Annotated in this window: 18 protein-coding genes; 5 read left to right on the top strand and 13 right to left on the bottom strand. The window is 62.9% G+C overall.

The window, feature by feature from the left end:
* Position 1: 1 nt before the first annotated feature.
* The 6 genes from HGP13_RS20350 to HGP13_RS20325 all read right to left on the bottom strand — a co-directional run bounded on the left by HGP13_RS20350 (position 2) and on the right by HGP13_RS20325 (position 6,005).
* Complete coding sequence (locus HGP13_RS20350; protein ID WP_172228545.1) at positions 2-850, bottom strand: carbohydrate ABC transporter permease; 849 nt, start codon at positions 848-850, stop codon at positions 2-4.
* Positions 850-1,773 (bottom strand): sugar ABC transporter permease, encoded by a 924-nt coding sequence (locus tag HGP13_RS20345; RefSeq protein WP_172228543.1) that lies wholly within the window; start codon positions 1,771-1,773, stop codon positions 850-852. The genes HGP13_RS20350 and HGP13_RS20345 overlap by 1 nt, the downstream gene beginning before the upstream one ends.
* Before the next feature lie 172 nt (positions 1,774-1,945).
* Positions 1,946-3,223 (bottom strand): sugar ABC transporter substrate-binding protein, encoded by a 1,278-nt coding sequence (locus HGP13_RS20340; protein WP_172228541.1) that lies wholly within the window; start codon positions 3,221-3,223, stop codon positions 1,946-1,948.
* A 29-nt stretch (positions 3,224-3,252) separates the two neighbouring features.
* Positions 3,253-4,440: a PLP-dependent transferase gene (locus HGP13_RS20335; protein ID WP_172228539.1), complete on the bottom strand. Its 1,188-nt coding sequence runs from the start codon at positions 4,438-4,440 to the stop codon at positions 3,253-3,255.
* A complete protein-coding gene (locus HGP13_RS20330) occupies positions 4,437-5,171 on the bottom strand; it encodes a FadR/GntR family transcriptional regulator (RefSeq protein ID WP_172228537.1) in 735 nt (244 codons plus the stop codon). Before HGP13_RS20330 ends, HGP13_RS20335 begins: the two co-directional genes overlap by 4 nt.
* Positions 5,172-5,309: 138 nt before the next feature.
* Complete coding sequence (locus HGP13_RS20325) at positions 5,310-6,005, bottom strand: DJ-1/PfpI family protein (protein WP_172228535.1); 696 nt, start codon at positions 6,003-6,005, stop codon at positions 5,310-5,312.
* A gap of 89 nt (positions 6,006-6,094) precedes the next feature.
* Here HGP13_RS20325 and HGP13_RS20320 point away from each other — a divergent pair, with 89 nt between their 5' ends.
* Entirely contained in the window at positions 6,095-7,042 is a 948-nt protein-coding gene (locus HGP13_RS20320; protein WP_172228533.1) for a GlxA family transcriptional regulator, read from the top strand.
* A 41-nt stretch (positions 7,043-7,083) separates the two neighbouring features.
* Here the strand turns inward: HGP13_RS20320 and HGP13_RS20315 are convergent, their stop codons facing one another.
* The 3 genes from HGP13_RS20315 to HGP13_RS20305 form a co-directional block, all read right to left on the bottom strand.
* A complete protein-coding gene (locus HGP13_RS20315) occupies positions 7,084-8,580 on the bottom strand; it encodes an FAD-dependent monooxygenase (RefSeq protein WP_172228531.1) in 1,497 nt (498 codons plus the stop codon).
* Positions 8,581-9,117: 537 nt separating this feature from the next.
* Complete coding sequence (locus HGP13_RS20310) at positions 9,118-10,491, bottom strand: PleD family two-component system response regulator (protein ID WP_172228529.1); 1,374 nt, start codon at positions 10,489-10,491, stop codon at positions 9,118-9,120.
* Between the two features lie 33 nt (positions 10,492-10,524).
* On the bottom strand, positions 10,525-10,896 hold the full coding sequence (locus HGP13_RS20305) for a response regulator (RefSeq protein ID WP_006334976.1): 372 nt from the start codon (positions 10,894-10,896) through the stop codon (positions 10,525-10,527).
* 248 nt (positions 10,897-11,144) lie between these two features.
* Here HGP13_RS20305 and HGP13_RS20300 point away from each other — a divergent pair, with 248 nt between their 5' ends.
* Positions 11,145-11,444, top strand: coding sequence for a DUF3572 domain-containing protein (locus tag HGP13_RS20300; RefSeq protein ID WP_172228527.1), 300 nt, complete (start codon positions 11,145-11,147; stop codon positions 11,442-11,444).
* Positions 11,441-12,094: a hypothetical protein gene (locus HGP13_RS20295; protein WP_172228525.1), complete on the top strand. Its 654-nt coding sequence runs from the start codon at positions 11,441-11,443 to the stop codon at positions 12,092-12,094. The genes HGP13_RS20300 and HGP13_RS20295 overlap by 4 nt, the downstream gene beginning before the upstream one ends.
* Before the next feature lie 9 nt (positions 12,095-12,103).
* Here the strand turns inward: HGP13_RS20295 and HGP13_RS20290 are convergent, their stop codons facing one another.
* Positions 12,104-13,666 carry a hypothetical protein gene (locus tag HGP13_RS20290; RefSeq protein ID WP_210266381.1) on the bottom strand — a complete coding sequence of 521 codons (1,563 nt, stop codon included), beginning with the start codon at positions 13,664-13,666 and terminating at the stop codon, positions 12,104-12,106.
* Positions 13,667-13,758: 92 nt separating this feature from the next.
* The gene (locus HGP13_RS20285; protein WP_172228521.1) at positions 13,759-14,346 is read right to left on the bottom strand and encodes a GNAT family N-acetyltransferase; all 588 of its coding nucleotides are present in this window, start codon (positions 14,344-14,346) and stop codon (positions 13,759-13,761) included.
* Positions 14,347-14,412: 66 nt separating this feature from the next.
* Here HGP13_RS20285 and HGP13_RS20280 point away from each other — a divergent pair, with 66 nt between their 5' ends.
* Positions 14,413-15,741: a DNA polymerase IV gene (locus HGP13_RS20280; protein ID WP_172228519.1), complete on the top strand. Its 1,329-nt coding sequence runs from the start codon at positions 14,413-14,415 to the stop codon at positions 15,739-15,741.
* A 16-nt stretch (positions 15,742-15,757) separates the two neighbouring features.
* Here HGP13_RS20280 and HGP13_RS20275 read toward each other — a convergent pair whose 3' ends face one another.
* On the bottom strand, positions 15,758-16,264 hold the full coding sequence (locus HGP13_RS20275) for a hypothetical protein (protein WP_172228517.1): 507 nt from the start codon (positions 16,262-16,264) through the stop codon (positions 15,758-15,760).
* A gap of 184 nt (positions 16,265-16,448) precedes the next feature.
* On the opposite strand from HGP13_RS20275, the gene HGP13_RS20270 reads away from it, so the two are divergent.
* On the top strand, positions 16,449-17,330 hold the full coding sequence (locus HGP13_RS20270) for a DMT family transporter (protein ID WP_172228515.1): 882 nt from the start codon (positions 16,449-16,451) through the stop codon (positions 17,328-17,330).
* Positions 17,331-17,344: 14 nt separating this feature from the next.
* Here the strand turns inward: HGP13_RS20270 and dnaE are convergent, their stop codons facing one another.
* Positions 17,345-20,872: a DNA polymerase III subunit alpha gene (dnaE, locus tag HGP13_RS20265; protein WP_172228513.1), complete on the bottom strand. Its 3,528-nt coding sequence runs from the start codon at positions 20,870-20,872 to the stop codon at positions 17,345-17,347.
* Positions 20,873-21,082: the final 210 nt, after the last annotated feature.

Genomic DNA, 21,082 nt, shown 5'->3' with positions numbered 1-21,082 from the left:
TCTATCCTTTGACGGCACCGGCGGTCAGGCCGGTGACGAGATAGCGTTGCAGGAAGGCGAAGAAGATGCACACCGGGATCAGCGCCAGGATCGACGCCGCCATCATCTGCCCCCAGTCGACGGCAAATTTGCCGATGAAGGTGAGCAAGCCGACGGCAAAAGTCTTCTGGTCGTCACTGGAAATCAGCATCAGCGCGAACAGGAGCTCGCTCCAGGCGGCGGTGAAGACGAAACCTAATGTCGCCCCCATGCCGGGCAGCGTCAGCGGCACGATCACCTTGCGCATCGCCTGCGCGCGGGTGCAGCCGTCGATCATCGCCGCCTCTTCCAGATCCTTCGGGATGCCGTCGAAGAAGGACTGCATCAGGAAGGTGGCGAAGGCGGTGTTGAAGGCGGTGTAGATGATGATCAGCCCGGTGAGGCTGTTGATCAGGCCGATCTGCCCCATGACGCGGTAGATCGGCGGAATGACCATCACCAGCGGAAACGTCTGGGTCAAAAGCAGCATCAGCGCCAGTGCCGCCTTGCCGCGAAAAGTGAAGCGCGACATGGCGTAGCCAGCAAGCGTGGCGATAATCGTCACCAATGCCGCCGTCGACACCGAGACGATGACGCTGTTGAGGAAATAGCGCGGGAAATCGGTGGCTTCGAGCACGGTGACGAAGTTCTGCAACGTCATGTGCGACGGCCAGAAGGTGATGCCTTCGGAATAGAGAAGCGGCTCCGGCGTGACCGAAATCTTCAGCGTCCAGTAGATCGGAAACAGGGCGAAGATCAGGTAGACACCGATTGCCGCGTAGAGGCCGGCACCGCCGATGAACCGTTGTGAAGCAGAACGTCCCGCGATCATCAGACGTGCCTCACGAGTGAGCGGCGGATGGCGATCAGCGCGATCGCATAGGCGATGAGCAGGACGAGCAGCAGCACGGCGACCGCCGAGGCATAGCCCTTGTCCAGCGATTTGAAGGCGCTGACATAGATGTAGACCGGCACCGTGTTGGTCGAGCCGGCCGGTCCGCCCTCGGTCATGACAAAGATCAGGTCGGCGAAGGTGGCGATCCAGATCGTGCGCAGCATCACGGTGATGGCAATGGTCGGCGCCAGGAACGGCAGCGTCACCTTGGTGAAGCGCTGCCAGGGCGAAGCACCGTCGATCGCCGCCGCTTCATGCAATTCCGATGGAATGGATTTCAGCGCCGCCAGAAGCGTGATGGCGAAGAACGGAATGCCGAACCAGACATTGGCAATAATCGGCCCCCACATCGCCGTGGCAGGATCGGACAGCACATTGGTCGGCTCGGCTTTCAGCCCCAGCGCGAACAGCCAGTGCGGCAACGGCCCGACGATCGGGTTGAACAGCCAGGCCCAGGTCAGGCCCGACAGGAAGGACGGCACCGCCCAGGGCAGGAACACCAGCGCCTGCACCACCTTGCGGCCCCAGAACGGCTTGTCGAGCAGCAGCGCCAGGCCAAGGCCGAGAAAGAACTGGAAGAACAGGCTGGCGACGGTCCACCACAGCGTGTTGACCAGCGCCTGCCCCAGCACCTGATCCGAAAACATCGCCTGGTACTGGCCGAGCCCGACATATTCCGACTTGAAGGCCGAGAACTTGCGGAACGAGTAGCTGATGCCGATGACCAGCGGCACCAGAAGCACCACGACCAGCAGGATGATCGCCGGGCTGAGATAGAGCCAAGGCTCGAAATTTGCGTAGGAGAGCCGCTTCTTTCGCGGCTGGCCTGCGGATCGTATTTCGGACACGGCATAAGTCATTGGCTGTGGATCGGCTCCATGGCGTCGGGGATAGCGGCCTTCTCCCCGTTCACGGGGAGAAGATGCCGGCAGGCAGATGAGGGGCAGCGCGAGCCTTGGGGTGCTGGCGCCGCCCCTCATCCGGCCCTTTCGGGCCACCTTCTCCCCGTGAACGGGGAGAAGGGAAGAAAAACTACTTCTTGTTCTTCGCCAGCCAGTCCTGCTGTTCCTTGGTCAGGAACGTAGCCCATGCGTCGGCCGCCTCCTTGGCCGTCTTCTGGCCGAGCAGCACTTCCTGGAAATTCTTGATCGCCACCTGGTCGACGAAATTGCCGAGGTTTTCCAGGTGTGTGGGCGGTGTCACCATTTCATATTTGGAGGTGTCGCTAAGCTCGGTGAACCAGCCCTTGAACTGCTCGGTCTTGAAATGGGCGTCCTGGTCCGCACCCTTGTGGATCGGGACGACGCCGACTTCCTTGGCCCATTCCAGATTGTCCTTCGGCGACAGCAGCGTCGCCATCAGCTTCCAGGCGTCGTCCTTGTGCTGCGAGTTGGCGAACATCGCCCAGCCGGCATAGCCAAGCGTCGGGTAGGATTTGCCACTCGGCCCGACCGGCATCGGCGCCACGGCAAAGTCGTCGGCGCTCATCTTGTCGGCGATGCCGAGCAGTGCGTCCGGATCCTGGTTGAGCATGGCGCAGGTGCCGGAATAGAAGCCGGTGACGGTCTCGTTGAAGCCCCAGCTCACGGCATCCTTCGGCGCCAGGCCGTCCTTGTACATGTCGGCCAGCATCTGCAGGCCCTTGACCGACCCTTCGTCATTGATGGTCGAGGTGCCGTCCTCATTGAAATAGCCGCCCTTGCCGGCGGCAATGTTCATGAACATGTGCATGCCGTTGAAGGCGCCGGGGCCGCCGCGCAGGCAGTAGCCGTATTTGCCTGGGATGGCGGAGATTTTCTTGGAGTCGGCGACGAACTCGTCGAGCGTGGCCGGCGGGCCGTCGAGGCCGGCTTGCTTGAACAGCTTCTTGTTCCAGAACAGCGCATTCACGTAGTAGCCGTAAGGGATCATGAACTGGGTGTTGTTGACCGTCGAGCCGAACTGCTTGGCGCGGTCGCCCAGCGTCTTGGCGTCGTCCCATTTGGCCATATAGGGGCCAAGATCCTCGAGCTGGGCATTGTTGGCATAGAGGCCCATCCAGCGTTCCGGCATCTCGACCACGTCGGGTGTATCGCCCGCCTGCACCATGGTCAGGAACTTTTCGAAGGCCTGGCCCCAGGGCAGCGAGATCAGCTCGACCTTGACGCCGGGATTGGCGGCCTCGAACTCGGCGATCTGTTTTTTCAGGAATTCCGTGCGCGGCGGGCTGGTGATGACTTCGACCATTTTCAGGGTCGAATCGGCCAGCGCACTCCCGGCGGAAATCGCCAGTCCCGCAACGGTGGCAAGCATGACGGTCAGTTTTTTCATGTTCAAGACTCCCATTTTGAACCCGCTTGTTATTTTCTGGCTTTTTCGAAGGCCTGGGCCACATCGGCCCAGAGGTCTTCGACACTTTCCAATCCGACATTGAAGCGGATGGTTCGGGGGCTGACGCCGAAGCGCGCCATCGAATTCAGTCCCGGCGTCTGCTCCAGCGACGCCTTGGCCGGTACGACAAGGCTTTCATGCCCGCCCCAGCTGACGCCGATGCGGAAATATTTCAGCGCGTCGACGAAGACGGGGATGTCGATGTCATCCGTCACCTCGAAGGAGAACAGCCCGGCATAGCCGGCAAGCGTCGCCTTGCCCGGATGGTTCGAATAGACGGGATGGTTGACGCGCTCGACATTGGCATGCGCCTTCAGCCGTTCGGCGATGGTCAGCCCGCTCTTCATGTGGTGCGGCAGGCGCAGCGGCAGCGTGCGCAGGCCGCGCAGCAGCAGCCAGGCCTCGAATGGCGACAGCTTGCCGCCGAGGTAGGAATAGGTCTGCTCGTTGATGTGCTTGATGTGCGCGGCTGAGCCCGCCACCACGCCGGCGACCGTATCGCTGTGGCCGCCGAGATATTTCGAGGCCGAATGCAGCACCAGGTCGACGCCATGCGAGATTGGCTTCTGGAACACCGGTGAGGCCCATGAATTGTCGATCGTGGTGATGATACCCTGCTCTTTCGCCAACCGGGTCAGATGGGCGATATCCTGCAGCTCGAACATCATCGAGGTCGGGCTTTCCAGATAAAGCAGCTTGGCGCCGGGAAGTGCTGCCGCCACCGCATCCGGATCGGAACCGTCGACATAGTCGACCTTGATGTTGAGCCGCGGCAACAACCGCTCGAACAGCCGGTAGGCATCGCCGTAGCAGTTGCGTACCGCCACGATGCGCTCGCCCGCGCCGACGAAGGCGAGCACCGTGGCGCTGATCGCCGCCATGCCGCTGGAAAAGCCGCGCGCGGCCTCGGCGCCCTCGAGTGCGGCGACGCGCGCCTCGAACTCCATCACAGTTGGATTGTCGCCGCGCGAATAGATCGGCTGCTTTCGTTTGCCGGCAAAGGTGTCGGCCATTTCGGCATAATTGGCGAAAGTGAACAGCGAGGTCTGGTAGATCGGCGGCACCACCGCACCGCCGGGAAACGGCTCGTCATGCGCCAGAAGCGTCGCCGCCTCGGCAAGGTAGTCGTAGTCGAAAGCGGTTGGATGCTCGTTCATGTCTGGCTCGAAAGTTTGAGTTTGGCCGCACCACGCTTCAGATCGTCCTCGACGGTGGCGATCAGCTTGAGCGCCTCGGCGCGGGCGCCTTGCGGGTCGCGAGCGATGATGCGTTCGTACATGGTGCGGTGGTAGGGAAAGCTGGCATGACCGAAATCGCGCACGCCCAGCGGATGCTCCCAGAAGCGGTGGAACAGCTCGTGCATGGCGGCGATGATCTGCTCGAACAGCGGATTGCCGGAGACGCGGTAGATCGCCTGGTGGAACTCCCAGTCCTCTTCCGACGACATGCCGTCGCGGGTACGAAAAGCCTGCTCCATGATGTCGAGCTTGCGCTCGATCTCGGCAATGTCAGCCGGGCTGGCGCGCTCGGCGCAAAGCGCCGCTGCTTCCGCTTCCAGCGCACGACGGATTTCCAACGTATGCATCAAGCTAGTGAAGTCGTTGCCACCCGCCAGCGTCAGCGGCATGTGCAGCATGTCGGGTGACACAGCCGCCTTGAGGTAGGTGCCGCTGCCTTGCCGGCGCTCAACCAGCCCAAGCCCTTCCCACCGGGTCAGCGCCTCGCGCACCGTGTTGCGGCTGACCTTCAGCCGCTCGGCCAGGATACGCTCCGTCGGAAGCCGCTCGCCGGGCTGCAGGGATTCGGCCCGGACAAAGCCCACCAACGCCTTCAGCACGGCGTCATCGCGCGCCGTCGTCTGAATGGGCGGCAGGCTGTTCTGGTCCACAAATCCTCCCCGAAGCACAAAAGTGGTCCAATGGTCCAACCAATTCTGCACAGACGGAGGGACCTGTCAACAGCCGAAACGAGGACGGGCCGAACGGCGCGCCATGGCGCCGTTCGGCCCGTCAGTTCAAGCTTGGCTTTACGCCGGCGTGACGGTTGCGCGCGTGGCTCGCCAGCGCGCGAACATGTTCTCGCGAACCTGCCTCGAACCCGCGAGCCGCTTCTTTGCCTCCGCCAGCACGGGAGGCGAAGCCTGTGCGGGTGTGCCCGATTGGAACGGAGGAGCCGGGGCATATTCGAGCGAGAGTTGCACCGTTTCGGCCTCGGCCTGACCGAGAAGCCTGGCGACCAAGGCGAGACCGAAATCGATCCCCGAAGTGACACCGCCGGCGGTTATCACGTTTCCGTCCTCGACAATTCGCTCGTCTACGGGAATGGCGCCGAACTCGGCGAGGAAATCATGCGCGTACCAATGCGTCGTCGCCCGCTTGCCCTTGAGCAGGCCGGCGGCACCGAGCACCAGGGCGCCGCTGCATACCGAGGTGATATAGCGTGCCTGCGCAGCGCGCTCCCGCACGAAATCGAGGACGGCCTGGTCCTCCAGCAGCGGGTTGACGCCGCCTCCACCGGGAATGCACAGCACATCGAGCGGCGGGCAATCGTCGAAGGTCGCCGTTGGGTTGAGCGACAGCCGGGTCGACGACATCACCGGATTGCGATCCTTCCAGATCAATTCCACATCGGCGCCTTTTGCCGACGCCAGGACTTCGTAAGGGCCGGTGAGGTCGAGCTGCTGAACATTGGGGAAGACGAGGATGCCGAAACGAAGGGTCATGGAACTCTCCATAGGGTTGACTCCAGCCAATCTAAGGCATCATGTTTTGGCACGATCGCCAATCACCCCTCGTTTCAAGCCAAATCGCCATGCGCCGCATCGAAATTCTTGCCTATCCCGACATCCAGCTCCTCGATGTCAGCGGACCGCTTCAAGTCTTCGCCAGCGCCAACGACTTCAGGATGCAAGCCGGCGAGCCAAATCCCTACGAGGTCGCGGTCGTCGCTGCCTCGCCGCGGATCAGAACATCGGCCGGTCTCGTGCTGGAGGCAGCGGCGCTGCCGGTGCTCGGGCTGGAGATCGACACGCTGATCGTGCCTGGCGGATGGGGCGTCAACGCGGCCTGCGAGGATCCCGAACTCGTCCAATGGATCATCGGCCGCTCGCGCGACGCCACGCGAACAGCTTCCGTGTGCAGCGGCGCCATGCTTCTGGCGACGGCAGGACTGCTCGACGGCCGGCGTGCGGTTACCCACTGGGGACGCTGCGCCGAGTTCGCGCGGCGCTTTCCAGCGGTCCGCCTCGAACCCGACCCGATCTTCATCCGTGACGGCAATGTCTGGACGTCGGCAGGCGTGACGGCGGGCATAGATCTCGCCCTTTCGTTCGTCGAAGCCGACCTTGGCCGGCGCGTGGCGCTTGCGGTGGCGCGCGAGTTGGTGGTCTTCCTGAAACGACCCGGTGGCCAGGCGCAGTTCAGCCAGACGCTGAAGCTGCAGCAAGGCGACGAACGCTTCGAGCGGCTGCATGGCTGGATCCAGGACAATCTCGACGGGGACCTTTCGCTGCCGCACCTGGCCGAGCGCGCCAATATGAGCCCGCGCAGCTTCTCCAGGCACTATCGGGAGGCAACGGGCCGCACACCTGCGCGCGCGATCGAGGAGATCCGGATCGAGGCGGCGCGACGGATGCTGGAACGGGGCCAGGCCGTCAACCAGACGGCCCGCCGCTGCGGCTTCGGATCGGAAGAGACGATGCGGCGCGGCTTTCTACGTGTCCTCGGCACAAACCCGCGTGATTATCGCGAACGCTTCTGACGCAAAGGCCTGCGGCACTATTCCTGGTCTAAAGCGTCTCGCTAAGTCGTGGCGGGCGGTCCGAACCAAATGGTCAGCGCGTCAGCCAGCCCCTCCCGGGTTCCAGTCCCAACCCAGGCCACATAGCCATCGGGCCGGATCAAGACGGCGTCGGGCGCGGCGACCGTCCCGAGCACCGGAAGCTCCCAGGCATCGGCATACAAAGCTTCGATCCGCCGAACCCGGTCCACCCAAGGCGCAATGTCCAGCCTGCCAGGTTCACCGAGATTGAGAAGCACCGGCCAGGCATCGTGAAGCAGGGAAAAGAGCCGCACCGGGCCGCCGGCGGTGATCAGGTCGAGGTCGGGCATGCGCCGACCAAGCAACGGGTGGCCCACGCCGAGATCGTAGTGGATATCCAGACCGGACATCTCCGCGGCGATCCGTTTGCGCGGATCTTCCATGCCAAGCAGTTCGGCAAAGATGTCGTTCAATGCTTTGGTGCTGGCATCCATGCGACGAAGCGCAACCTGCGCCATCGCGTTGCGCAGGACGCGGGCGGCGATCGGATGACGCTCGGCGTGATAGCTGTCGAGCAGGCTTTCCGGTGATATCCGCTTGACCACCTGGGCCAGCTTCCATCCCAGATTGACCGCGTCCTGCACGCCAATGTTGAGCCCCTGCCCGCCCATCGGTGGATGGATATGGGCGGCGTCGCCGGCCAACAGGACGCGCCTGTCGCGGTAAGCGGCAGCCTGGCGCGTTGTGTCCGTGAACCGAGAGATCCAGGTCGGGCTGTGGACCCCGAAATCGGTACAGTAGACCGCGACCAGCGCCTCGCTGAGATCGCGGAGCGTCGGTTCGCCGCCGATGGTCAGTTGCCGCTCGGTCAGCACGACAGCCACCCGGCCGCCTCCCTCGATCTTGCCTATCGCATGAATTCCGTAGGCATCGCTGCGAAAGCCCAAGGCCGGCTCCCTGGACATTTCGACCTCGGCGATCATCCAACTCATCGTCGGATCCTGTCCCGCAAACTCGATGCCCGCCGCCTTGCGGATAGTGCTGCGTCCTCCGTCGCAGCCGACTAGGTATTGCGCCCTCAACCACAGGCCATCGGACAGCTCCACATCGACGCCGTCATCATCCTGCGCGAAGGCAGTGACGTCCTGTCCGCGGTAGATCTGCACCTCCAACTCGCTGATCCAGTCGGCCAATATCCGCTCGATATGGTTTTGCCGCAGCGCCAGCAGATAGTTGTGCCGCGTCGGAAAATCTCCGATGTCCAACCGGATCATGTGGAAGCCAACGGTCGGGAAGCGCTGCCCCTGGGAGAGAAACCGGTCGGCAATTCCGCGTTGATCGAGCACCTCGATGGTGCGTGCGTGCAGGCCACCCGCACGCAAGCCGATCAGCTGCTGGTTCGGCCGCCGCTCGACGATGGCGACATCGATACCGGCCAAAGCGAGTTCGCCGGCCAGCATCAGCCCGGTCGGACCGGCCCCGACTATGACCACAGCATGATCCCGATGGAATCCGTCTGCCGGCGACACAACACCCATTCTCATCTCCCGTTTCCGCTCGCTCGGGCCGCGGTTCTACGAGAACAGGCAGGGCTTGCCGCAAGCCGCTTGTGCGCCATATGTATGAAATGGAGAGAGGTGCTCTCCTCGCCCCGGATGAACGACCGCCAAAGATGTTCGCAGTCGGGCGGAGTCGGGCGGCCGAAATTGAAGCCGCCCTGATCCAGGGGGCGTTGTTCAGATTTTCCCGCGTAAGAAAAAAGCCCCTTTCGGGGCTTTTACGGAGGCTTGAAACAAAGGGGGCCGGTCGGCGTTTGGCAGCGGTACGAGGAGGCCACTATGTGCCAGCGCCGGCCGGCCGACCCCACGGACCCAGGAGATGCGGCGGACCTGAGCATCATGGGGTATTTCTAGGATCGAGCCGGCTATCTATCCTCGTGCCGGCTTCTTCTTGGCCTGCACATTTGCGCAAGAGCTTATGAAAATCAACAGTTTCTTAACCAAGGCTCGCGAATCGCTTGGATTAAGGTAAATAGCTAACCTTGTTGGATTGACCGGAAAATCGGTCGCTGACGCCTACGCCGCTTTGGCAACCACGCGGTTGCGGCCGCCGCTCTTGGCTTCGTAAAGCGCGAGATCGGCGCGCTTCATCAGCGCCGCCACCGTATCCACACCTTTCAGCACCGACGACACGCCAACGCTGACGGTGACCTCGATCGCCTTGCCATCGGTACCGATGGCAAAGGGCTGCTGGGCGATTTCGGCGCGGATGCGTTCGGCCACTTTTTCGGCCACCGCACCATCAGTGTCCGGCATCACCACCACGAACTCCTCGCCGCCGAACCGGCAGGCAAGGTCGATACCCCTGACATTCTTGCGCAGCCGCCGGGCGAATTCCCGCAGCACCTCGTCGCCGCCATCATGGCCGTGCGCGTCATTAATCGACTTGAAGCGGTCGAGATCGGTGATCATCACCGACAGCGGCCGGCGCCGCGCCACGGCGCGGTCGAACAGCGTCTGCAGATGGCTGTCGAGATAACGGCGGTTGTGCAGCCCGGTCAGGCCGTCCGTCACCGCCATCTCGATGGTCTGGGTGACGCTAGCTCGTAATTGGTCGTTGTAGCGCTTGCGGCGCACCTGCGTGCGCAGCCGTGCTGTGAGTTCCTGCTGGTCGATCGGCCGCATCAGATAGTCGTTGATGCCGAGTTCGAGGCCACGGATGATGCGCTCCTCCTCGCCCTCATCCGCCAAAAGGATGATCGGCACGAAACGGGTGCGGTCGAGCGAGCGCAACTGCGAGCAGAGCCTGAGCGGATCGAAATCGGCAAAGGCCGTCGAGATCATCACGCATTCATAGGATGTCTCGGCTGCCTGGAAAAACCCGGCATGCGGATCGCTGTTGACGTCAAGATCGGCGCGATCGCGCAACATCTTCTGGATCCGCTCGACCGAGGACTTGCGCTCATCGATCAAAAGCACCTTCGGCGTCGTGTCCTCGGACGCGAAATTGCGGCTGAGCAGCTCTTCGATGCCGATGTTGCGCGTCGTCGAGGCGCGCAACCTGAGTTCGTCGGTGAGAGACTTCAACCGGACCAGGCTCTTGACGCGCGTCATCAGCTGCAGGTCGTTGACCGGCTTGGTCAGGAAATCGTCGGCGCCGGCCTCAAGCCCGCGCACGCGGTCGGACACCTGATCGAGCGCGGTGATCATCACCACCGGGATGTGCGACGTTGCCGGATCGCTCTTCAGCCTGCGGCAGACCTCGAACCCGTCCATGTCGGGCATCATCACGTCGAGCAGCACGACATCGACCTTGCCGTTCTCGCAGGTCTCGATCGCATCAGGCCCGTTGGTGGCGGTCAGCACCTCGAAATATTCGGCCAGCAGCCGAACCTCCAGCAACCTCACATTGGCAGGGATGTCGTCGACGACGAGGATCCGCGCAGTCATTTCACAAGGCTCCGGCTCGGCTGGAATGGCACATCAGGCATCGCCCAGGTAGGATTTGATGGTTTCGATGAAACGCGGCACCGAGATCGGCTTGGAAATATAGGCCTCGCAGCCGCCCTGGCGGATGCGTTCCTCGTCGCCCTTCATGGCGAAGGCGGTCACCGCGATGACCGGAATGACGTGCAGATCGTCATCTTCCTTCAGCCATTTGGTCACTTCCAGCCCCGACACCTCGGGCAGCTGGATGTCCATCAAGATGAGATCGGGCCGGTGCTGACGCGCCAGATCGAGCGCCTCTAGACCATTGCGGGTGCGCACCGTTTCGTAGCCGCTCGCTTCTATGAGGTCCCGAAAGAGCTTCATATTGAGCTCATTGTCCTCGACGATCATGACCTTCTTAGGCATCGACATCCCGTTCCGGCCGTCCTTCCGATCGAAGGTGGCCGTCATGCGCCCCTGGTTGAACGCACCAAACCCTGCTTCACTATACGGCAATATGATTGACGAAACGGAAACCCTCGGGCTGCAAAGCAGCGCGAATTCCACCTCGCTTTCCTGCGCGTCCATACGGCGCGCCGTGTTGTAAAAGGCTTGCCGCAAGCAATTCTTGCCATTACTGCGGAATAGACTCATTCCACATACCGAAGGTAGTGATGGCAAACGCGACGTCAATGCGCGAAGAGGCGGAAACCCTTGCCGTGAAGGCGCTGGGTTTCGTCGCCTCGGATCCGGAGCTGTTGCCGCGCTTTCTGGCGATCACCGGAATAGAGGCGCATTCGATCCGCAGGGCCGCCGGCGAGCCGGGTTTCCTGGCCGGCGTGCTGCAGTTCATTCTCGCCCACGAGCCGACGCTGATGCGTTTTGCCGAGGAGACCGGCACGCCGCCGGCGGCGGTCGGCAAGGCGTTGCGCGCCCTGCCGCTCGGCGACGACAACCATGAGCATTCCATATGAGCGATGATCCAGAGACCGCGCGCCAGATCGAGGAACTGGCCGACGACGACCGGCCGTTGCTGGTGCTCGACGTCGACGACGTCGTGCTCGAATTCATCCGCCCCTTCCCGCATTTCCTCAAGTCGCGCGGCTATGGCCTGACGCTAGCGTCCTTCCGGCTGACCGGCAACATTGCCGAAACGGCCAGCGGCCGGCTGATCGAACAGCCCGAAGTCGCGGCCCTTCTGGGCGATTTCTTCGACGCGCAAGCCGATTGGCAAAGCATCACCGACGGCGCCGCGGAAGCCTTGGCAAGGCTTGGCGGCCGCGCGGAAATCATACTGCTGACGGCTATGCCGCACCGGCATCGCGCCGTGCGCCGTGCCCATCTCGATGCGCTGGGTCTGAACTATCCACTGCTGACCACCGAGATGGCCAAGGGACCGGCCGTGGCCAGGCTGCGCGGCAAGAGCGGCCGGCCGGTGGTCTTCGTCGACGATCAGCCGCACAATCTGGCGTCGGTACGGGGATCGGTCGCCGACGCCAATCTTTTCCACCTGATGGCCGACAATTCGCTGCGCGCGTTCCTGCCCTCGGTCCCGGACGATGTCATCGTCGTCCAGGACTGGCATGAAGCCGCGCCGAAGATCGTAGGCGCGCTGGGGCTCTAGGTTAAATCCTCAGGGATTGAGTTTCGCACCGGCCCCGCCATTATCGCCGCCGCCACCATTGGCGCCACCGCCATTGTCGGCGCCGCCGCTATCGTCCGCGCCGCCACCGTCGTCGACGCTGTCGTCTGCCGCCGGATCGGCGGGCTTCAGCATGACGCCATTGACGGTGACCGAGCCGTCGGCCTTCGTGCTGACAGCCCATTCCAGCCGGCCGTCCGGCAGCGTCTTGGCAAAACCCTTGGCCATGAGCGCGACAGGCACGTACTGACCCAACTCCGGCTCCGCCTTCGCCGCGTCCTGCAGATGCGCCATGATCTTGTCGAAGCCGGCGACATCGACCGTGAGATTGGCGTCGGGCTTCTCACCGAAGCTTGTCATCTCACCTTCCAGCGCGATCTCCATATCCTTGTTCTTCACGGTGCTGTGGCCGACGATGACCTTCGGCGCTTTGGCCAGGAAGTCGGCTTTGAGCTGGTCGCCGAACTCGGGCGACAGCGGCGGCTTCTTATTGAGATCAAGGGCTTCGATCGCCTTCTTCGCCATGCTGTCGAGATCGATATTGGCACCGCCGAAATTGAGGTCGATATCGGTGGGCAGCAACGCCACGCTCCAGCTCGGCAAGAGCTGCTGCGGCACGGTCAGCCCCGACGCCTTGATGCCGTAGGTGATCCTGCCGTTCTGGGAAACGCCGTCGCTGCCGAACACGGTGCTGAGCTGCGTCGCTCCGAAAGTGCCGATCGGGCTGTCGACGGCGAAATCCTTGAAGCCATAGGTGCCGTCGATGCGCTCCCACACCGGAAGCGCGGCGAGCAGCAGCGACTTCAGCTGTGCCTGATTTGCCTTCAGCATCTGCTCGTCCTCATTGGCCACGGCAAATGCCAGGAGGTCGAGCAGCGGCCTCGTCTGCACGCCCTTGCCACTGGCTTCCACCGACAATTCCGGCGACTTGATGGTGACCGGGAAATTCAGCCCGCTCTCAGGATCATTCAATTTTATCGTTTCGGCGAAATTCGAAATCTTCTGCGCCGTGGTGAAATCGACGCCGCCATTGGCAGCCTTGGTGGCGGCGATGGTCGCCGTGCCGGCGCCCGTGCTGGCCTCCGCCTGCTGCTTGGCATCTTTCGATGCCATCGTCATGCCGGCCAACGAACTGGCGCCGCTGATGAAGGCCGCCAGATTGGGGTCATAAACGCCGGAACCCTTGCCGTCCTTGACCGAGAACTGCATGCTTTGCAGCCCCTCGGGTCCGTTGAACTCGAACGATCCGCTTTGCGAAAAATCCATCGAGACATCCCAGGTGCCGTCGCTGCGCGGCTTGACCAGCAAAGCGTAGGGCGCGAAGTCGAGTTTCACCTTTCCCTCTGCGGGAAAGGTCGCGGCAAGCGCCTGGAGATCGAACGCGATCTTGTAGGCGTTGCCTTCGACCGAAACCTTCAGAATGCCCTTGTCGAGCGCCTGTTTGCCGACATAGCGGGACAGGTCGTCGGACAATTGCTTCGCCCCCTGGCTGTCGACGGTCTGGCCGAAAGCGGGCGCGCAGAATAGCAGCGCGGTAAAGGCAGTTGGCAACATACGGTTCACGGCAATTCTCCGTTGGTCAAAACGCAAAAATCGATCGGTACTTCTGGTAGGGAAATACCATCACAACTGCAAGATGATGACAGTCAGGCAATCGGCTCCAGCACCAGCCGCATCAGCGGTCGGCCCGCCTTGCGTTCGACAAGCCGCTCGAAACCGGCCTTCTCGAACACCCCCGACGAGCCGACGAACAGGCCGATCGAGCGCGAATCGCGCGACAGGTCGATCGGGCAGGCCTCGACCAGCCGCGCCCCGTTGCTGCGGGCGAAATCGATGCCGCCTTCGACGAGGCGATGCGTGATGCCTTTGCCGCGCGCCTTGGCGCGGATGAAAAAGCACGAGATCGCCCAGACGGCCGGATCGGAAGCGTCGCCGGGATCGATCGGCGCCGAGCCCCTGCCCTTGTTGTTCCATTCGGGCACGTCGGCGCGCGGCCCGATCTGCATCCAGCCAACCGCCTTGCCATCCTCGAAGGCCAGCAGGCCGGGTGGCGGGCCGGCTTTGATGCGCGCCTTGATATGGTCCTTGTTGCGCTCGCGGCTGCTCTCGCGCCGCGCCGCCGGTGCCAGCCGGAAATGCGTGCACCAGCAGCCGTAGCAAGCACCCTGCTTGCCAAACAGGTCCTCGAATTCAGGCCAGAACTCAGGCGCCAGCGGCACTATGGTCGTGCTCATGCGGTTCTCCCCAGGCCAAGCTTGTCGCTGGCTCTGCACTGTCGTACCATTGCTTTTGTTCTCTTTATGTTCGCAGCGATGGCGACCCCTGTCAACAATCCCGATCACGGTTTTTGCCGCGACTGCCTGACGTTTCAGCGCGGTGAAACGCGCCGCTGCGAGCGCTGCGGCAGCCCTCGCCTTGCCCGCCATCCCGAACTTTACCGGCTGCATCTGGCCCACATCGATTGCGACGCCTTTTACGCGGCGATCGAAAAGCGCGACAACCCGGCGCTCAAGGACAAGCCGCTGATCATCGGCGGCGGCAAGCGCGGGGTTGTCTCCACCGCATGTTATATCGCCCGCATCCGCGGCGTGCGCTCGGCCATGCCGATGTTCAAGGCGCTCGAGGCCTGCCCCGAGGCGGTCGTGATCCCGCCCAACATGGAAAAATACGTACGTGTCGGCCGCGAGGTGCGCGCCATGATGCAGGCGCTGACGCCGCTGGTCGAGCCGCTGTCGATCGACGAGGCGTTTCTCGACCTCGCCGGCACCGAGCGGCTGCACGGCCAGCCCCCGGCCGTGGTGCTGGCGCGCTTTGCGCTGGCCGTCGAAAAGGAGATCGGCATCACCGTTTCAGCCGGCCTCTCCTATTGCAAATTCCTCGCCAAGATCGCGTCGGACTTCCGCAAGCCGCGCGGTTTTTCGGTCATCGGCGAGGCCGAGGCTGTCGGCTTCCTGGCGGTGCAGCCGGTGACCATGATCTGGGGTGTCGGCAAGGCGTTCAACGCCACGCTGGAGCGCGACGGCATCCGCACCATCGGCCAGCTTCAGAAGATGGAGCGTGGCGACCTGATGCGCCGCTATGGCACGATGGGTGACCGGCTCTACCGGCTGTCGCGCGGTGAGGACGTTCGCCGCGTCGACCCCGACCAGGACGCCAAGAGCGTATCGGCCGAAACCACCTTCGACACCGATATCGCGTCGCTGGACGAACTGGTCGCGGTGCTCAGGGGCCTTTCGGAAAAGGTCTCGGCGCGGCTGAAGAAGTCAGGCATTGCCGGACGCACCGTGGTGCTGAAGCTGAAGACCCAGGATTTCAAGCTGCGCACGCGCAACCGCCAGCTCGGCGACCCGACCCGGCTCGCGGACCGCATCTTTCAGACAGGGGTGGAGCTTTTGCGCAAGGAAACGGACGGAACGAAATTTCGCTTGCTCGGCATCGGCGTCAGCGACCTCTCGGACGACGACAAGGCCGACCCGCCGGATCTGGTCGATGTCCAATCGCGCAAGCGCGCCATGGCCGAAGGCGCCATCGATGCGCTGCGCGACAAGTTCGGCCGCAAGGCGGTGGAAACCGGCTATACGTTCGGCAGGGGTCGCGATGCCCATCCGCCGGAGCCGGTGGAAGACTGATCTGGATACGGATCTGTCAGGTGCGCGTCAGATCGATCTTGCTCGTCACCACGCTCTTGCCGGTTTTCGGATCGGTATCGATGACCGTCAGCCGGATGCCGTTCTCGCCTCGCTTCTCCACCGTCATCCGTGCCTTGCGATCGCCATTGACCTCCTGAGCCCAGCGGATGCCAAGATTGATCGCGTTGCCCGAACGGCTGCCGTTGAGCTGTGCCGGTCCGGTGCGGGACCCGACATAGATACCGCTGTATTTCGCGCCTGTGACCTTCAGATTGGCGCTGATGGCGCGCGACACGACGACGAGACCGCGGCAATTGCCATCCAGCGAGAGCGAGGTTGAGGTCGCATTCGACTTGAAGCTGCAGGAAACACTGACATTCGGCACATCCGTGGTCACCTGGACCGTGCCCTTGCCTGCGAAATTACCCTTGAACGACTGGAGAAACTTGGTCTCGTCGGCATGAGCTGCGCCCGCGGCGATCACCAGGCAGCCAGCGAGCGCGACTTGCGCGAATGGTCTCATGAAACTCTCCTTGTCGATCTTGGAAGGCAGGTTTGCAGAGCACGGACAAAATATCGGGACTAAACGCCCGTGGCCGTATCAGGTTCCGCCAGCACCATAACCGTTTCGCAGGCTGGCCGACTGGCCCAGAAGAATACATCAGCTAACGATTGCGGCAGAAGCCCCGGCCTGCGAGATAACGGCCATGGCACCCACCCCCTCGATCCCCAAGGCCGCGTTCTGGATGGCTCTGTCGATTACCTCGTTTCTGGGGATGTCGGTCGCCGGTCGCGCCACCACAGCCGAACTCAACGTCTTCCAGGTGCTGGAATTGCGCTCGGTGATCGGCTTGCTCATCCTTTTGCCGCTGGTGCTGACGAGCGGCGGCTTTGCCGCGATGCTAACCCAGCGTCCCCTCGCCCATATTGCCCGCAACGTCGTGCACTACACCGGCCAGGCGGCATGGCTCTACGCCTTGACGCTGATTCCGCTGGCGGTGCTGATCTCGATCGAATTCACCACGCCGATCTGGACGGCAATCCTGGCGGTGACGTTTCTGGGCGAGAGGCTGAGTCGCCCAAAGCTGGCGGCAGTGGTGCTTGGCCTGATTGGCGTCGTGGTCATCGTGCGCCCCGGCGTTGGCTCGATTGATCCGGGACATCTCGTCGTGCTGGGCGCCGCGGTCTGCTTTGGCATCTCGTTGGTGCTGGTAAAGTCGTTGACGCGGACGGACAGCGTTGTACGCATCATCTTCTGGATGCTGACCATCCAGTCTGCGGTCGGCCTGATCCCCGCGCTCTACGTATGGCGCACCCCGTCGCTCGAACTCTGGCCCTGGATCCTGCTGATCGCCTTCACCGGCATGTCGTCGCATTTCTGCATGGCCCGCGCGCTCACCTATGCCGAGGCGACCGTCATTTCGCCGATGGATTTTCTGCGTGTGCCCCTGTCGGCGCTGGTCGGTTGGCTGCTTTATCACGAGCAGATCGACGCCTTCACCGCTGGTGGCGCACTGCTCATCCTGATGGGCAATCTGCTCAACCTGCAGCGCAAGCCGGTACAGCCGGCTGAAGTGGCGGCGTCATAACGCCGGGTATGTAATCACACCAATTCCACTTCGACCACGCCAGGCACCGCACGCATCGCCGAGGCGATCTGTGGCGAGACGCGGTAGCCGCCCTGCAAGGCGATCTCGACCTCGCCCTGCGCCTCTTCCTTGAGAACGATAATGCTCACCTGGCTTTCACCGCGCTGGGTGAGCTGGGATTGGATGATCGAGGCAGGCCCATCGTTCCTGACGAAAATGCGCAGCGCCTTCTGGATGCGGCTTGCCTCATCCTCCAGCGATTGTACGGAGTTGATCCGCAGATTGACGCCCTCGGGCCTGTCCTCCGCCGCGACGGTGATGACGACGGAGCGGCCGGCTTCGAGGAGGTCGCGGTACTGGGCCAATGCTTCGGAAAACAGCACAGCCTCGTACTGGCCGGAGGTGTCGGAAAAGGCCACCACGCCCATCTTGTTGCCGGTGCGCGTCTTGCGCTCCTGCTTGCTGGTCACCGTGCCGGCCAGGCGGCCGGCGGCAGCGCCACGCTTGACGGCGGCCGAGAACTCCGCCCAGTTCTGCACCCGCATCTTCTGCAACGCCGCCTTGTATTCATCGAGCGGATGGGCCGAGAGATAGAAGCCGACGACCTGGAATTCGCGGTGCAGCCGGTCGGCGGCGAGCCAGGGATCCGTCGCCGGCAGATTGAGCGCCTGCGACTGAGCGCCGAGCGAAGCACCGAAAATATCGGCCTGGCCGGAAACGGCATTCTGCTGGGCGAGCGAAGCCAGGCCCATCATCCGCTCGACGCCGGCCAGCATCTGGGCGCGGTCGTGGCCGAAACAATCAAGCGCGCCGGCCATGATCAGGCTTTCGAAGACACGCTTGCCGACGATCTTCGGGTCAACCCGCTCGCAGAAATCGGCGAGATTCTTGAACGGCTTTTCGCCGCGCACGGCGACGATGTGCTCGACCGCCGCGTCGCCAACGCCCTTGAGCGCCGCCATCGAATAATAGATGCGGTTCTCGCCGACCTCGAACGGCCGGAAACTCGTCATCACCGACGGCGCCAGAACCTCGATGCCGAGGCGCAGCGCATCCTGACGGAAGTCGGCGAGCTTGTCGGTGTTGCCCATATCGAGCGTCATCGATGCCGCCAGGAACTCGACCGGATAGTGCGCCTTGAGATAGGCGGTCTGGTAGGAAACCACGGCGTAGGCGGCGGCATGCGATTTGTTGAAACCATAGTCGGCGAACTTGGCCAGCAGGTCGAAAATGAAGTCGGCTTGCGGCTTGCTGACGCCGCGCTCGACAGCACCGGTGACGAAGCGCTCGCGCTGCTTGTCCATCTCGGCGCGGATCTTCTTGCCCATGGCGCGGCGCAGAAGGTCGGCTTCGCCGAGCGAATAGCCGGACAGTTCCTGCGCGATCTGCATCACCTGTTCCTGGTAGACGATGACGCCTTGCGTCTCCTTCACCAGATGGTCGATCCTGGGGTGGATCGACGCCATCTCCTCCTCGCCATGCTTTCTGGCGTTGTAGGTAGGGATGTTCTCCATCGGTCCCGGCCGATAGAGCGCCACCAGCGCGATGATGTCTTCGATGCAGTCGGGCCGCATGCCGATCAGCGCCTTGCGCATGCCGGCACTTTCCACCTGGAACACGCCGACCACCTCGCCGCGCGACAGCATTGCGTAGGTATCGGGATCGTCGAGCGGGATCGTCGCCAGATCGATGTCGGTGCCGCGGCGGCGGATCAGTTTTACCGCCGTCTCCAGCACGGTCAGCGTCTTCAGGCCGAGGAAGTCGAACTTCACCAGCCCGGCCTGCTCGACATATTTCATGTTGAACTGGGTGACCGGCATGTCAGAGCGCGGATCGCGGTACATAGGCACCAGCTCCGACAAAGGCCGGTCGCCGATGACGATGCCAGCGGCGTGTGTCGAGGCGTGGCGATAGAGGCCTTCCAGCTTCTGGGCCATGTCAAGCAGCGTCTGGACGATCGGCTCCTTCTCGGCCTCTTCGGCAAAGCGCGGCTCGTTGGCGATGGCATCCGCAAGCTTGACCGGATTGGCCGGGTTCTGCGGCACCATCTTCGACAGCTTGTCGACCTGACCATACGGCATCTGCAGCACGCGGCCGACGTCGCGCAGCACGGCGCGCGCCTGCAGCGTACCAAAGGTGATGATCTGTCCGACCTGGTCGCGGCCGTATTTCTGCTGGACGTAGCGGATCACCTCTTCGCGGCGATCCTGGCAGAAGTCGATGTCGAAGTCGGGCATCGACACGCGGTCAGGGTTGAGGAAGCGCTCGAACAGCAGCGAGAAACGCAGCGGATCGATGTCGGTGATCGTCGTCGAATAGGCGACCAACGATCCGGCGCCCGAACCACGGCCCGGTCCGACCGGAATGCCTTGCGCCTTGGCCCATTTGATGAAGTCGGCAACGATCAGGAAGTAGCCGGGGAATTTCATCTTCTCGATGATGCCGAGCTCGAATTCGAGCCGGTCGCGATATTTCTCGACCGTATAGCCCGGCGTCGGTCCGTGCAAAGCGAGCCGCGCATCGAGCCCCTCACGCGCCTGGCGGGCGAGTTCGGCTGCCTCGGCCTTTTCGGCTGCGTCCTTGTCGGATGCATCGCCGCCGGTGAAGCGCGGCAGGATCGGGCTGCGGGTCTTTGGATAGTAGGAACAGCGCAGCGCGATCTCGACCGTGTTGTCGATCGCTTCCGGCAGGTCGGCGAACAGCTTTGCCATATCGGCCTGGCTGCGCAGGAAATTGTCCGGCGACAGCCGGCGTCTGTTATCGACGGCAACGACGGTGCCCTCGGCAATGGCGATCAGCGCGTCATGCGCCTCATAGTCGTCGCGCGAGGAGAAAAAGGCCTCATTGGTGGCAACGAGCGGAAGGTCGTGCGCATAGGCGAGATCGATCGTCTGATGTTCGATGACCCGGTCGTAGCCCGCAACGCGATCCAGTTCGACGTAAAGCCGGTCGCCAAACAGCGCCTTGAGCGTCAAAAGCCGCACCTCGGCCAGATCGCGGCGATCCTCCTTCAAGGCGTTGCCGATCGGGCCGCGCGGTCCGCCGCTAAGGCAGATCAGCCCATCGCTCTGTCCAGTCAGCGTCTTGGTGGTCAGGTGCACCGCCTCGCCGGGAGGTGTTTCCAGGTAGACGCCGCTGACAAGCCGGACCAGATTGGAGTAGCCGGCTTCCGTCGCGGCGAGCAGAACGACCGGTCGCATCTCCGGGCCTTGCCGCCGGCGGTCGCGCTGGCCGTCGCTGTTTTCGCCAGAAAAAGCGAGCGCGATCTGGCAGCCGATGATCGGCTGGATGCCGTCCTTGACTGCCTTCTGCGCGAACTCGAGCGCGCCGAACAGATTGTTGGTGTCGGTGACGGCGATCGCAGGCGCTTCGTCTTTCACGGCGTGGCCGACGATCTTGCTGAGCTGAAGCGCGCCCTCGAGCAGCGAATAGGCCGAATGCACGCGCAGATGGACGAACGGCCGCGCCGGCACCTCCGGCCGCGCGGCAGCAATTGCTGCTTCGCGCTTCAGGGGATCGCGTGGAAGTCTGTCATCCGCCATGGTTTCTCGCGCTGCCTAAGGCTCTGAGTCGATGGAGATGTATTGTCCGGGACCGGGCGATACCAGTCCAGCACAAACGACTGCTGACCACAGGCTTCCATTGCCTGCTCACCCACCCAGAGATTGTTTCGAAATTCGCTCTGGCGAGTCATATGGTGGTGATTTCGAGAACCGGAGCGCAGCGGACGTTTGGGTCCGTGAGCTCAGTTC

This window comes from Mesorhizobium sp. NZP2077 (genome assembly GCF_013170805.1).
GTDB lineage: Bacteria > Pseudomonadota > Alphaproteobacteria > Rhizobiales > Rhizobiaceae > Mesorhizobium.
The sequence above is the reverse complement of the archived record's forward strand: the minus strand, read 5'-3'. Positions and strand labels throughout refer to the sequence as shown.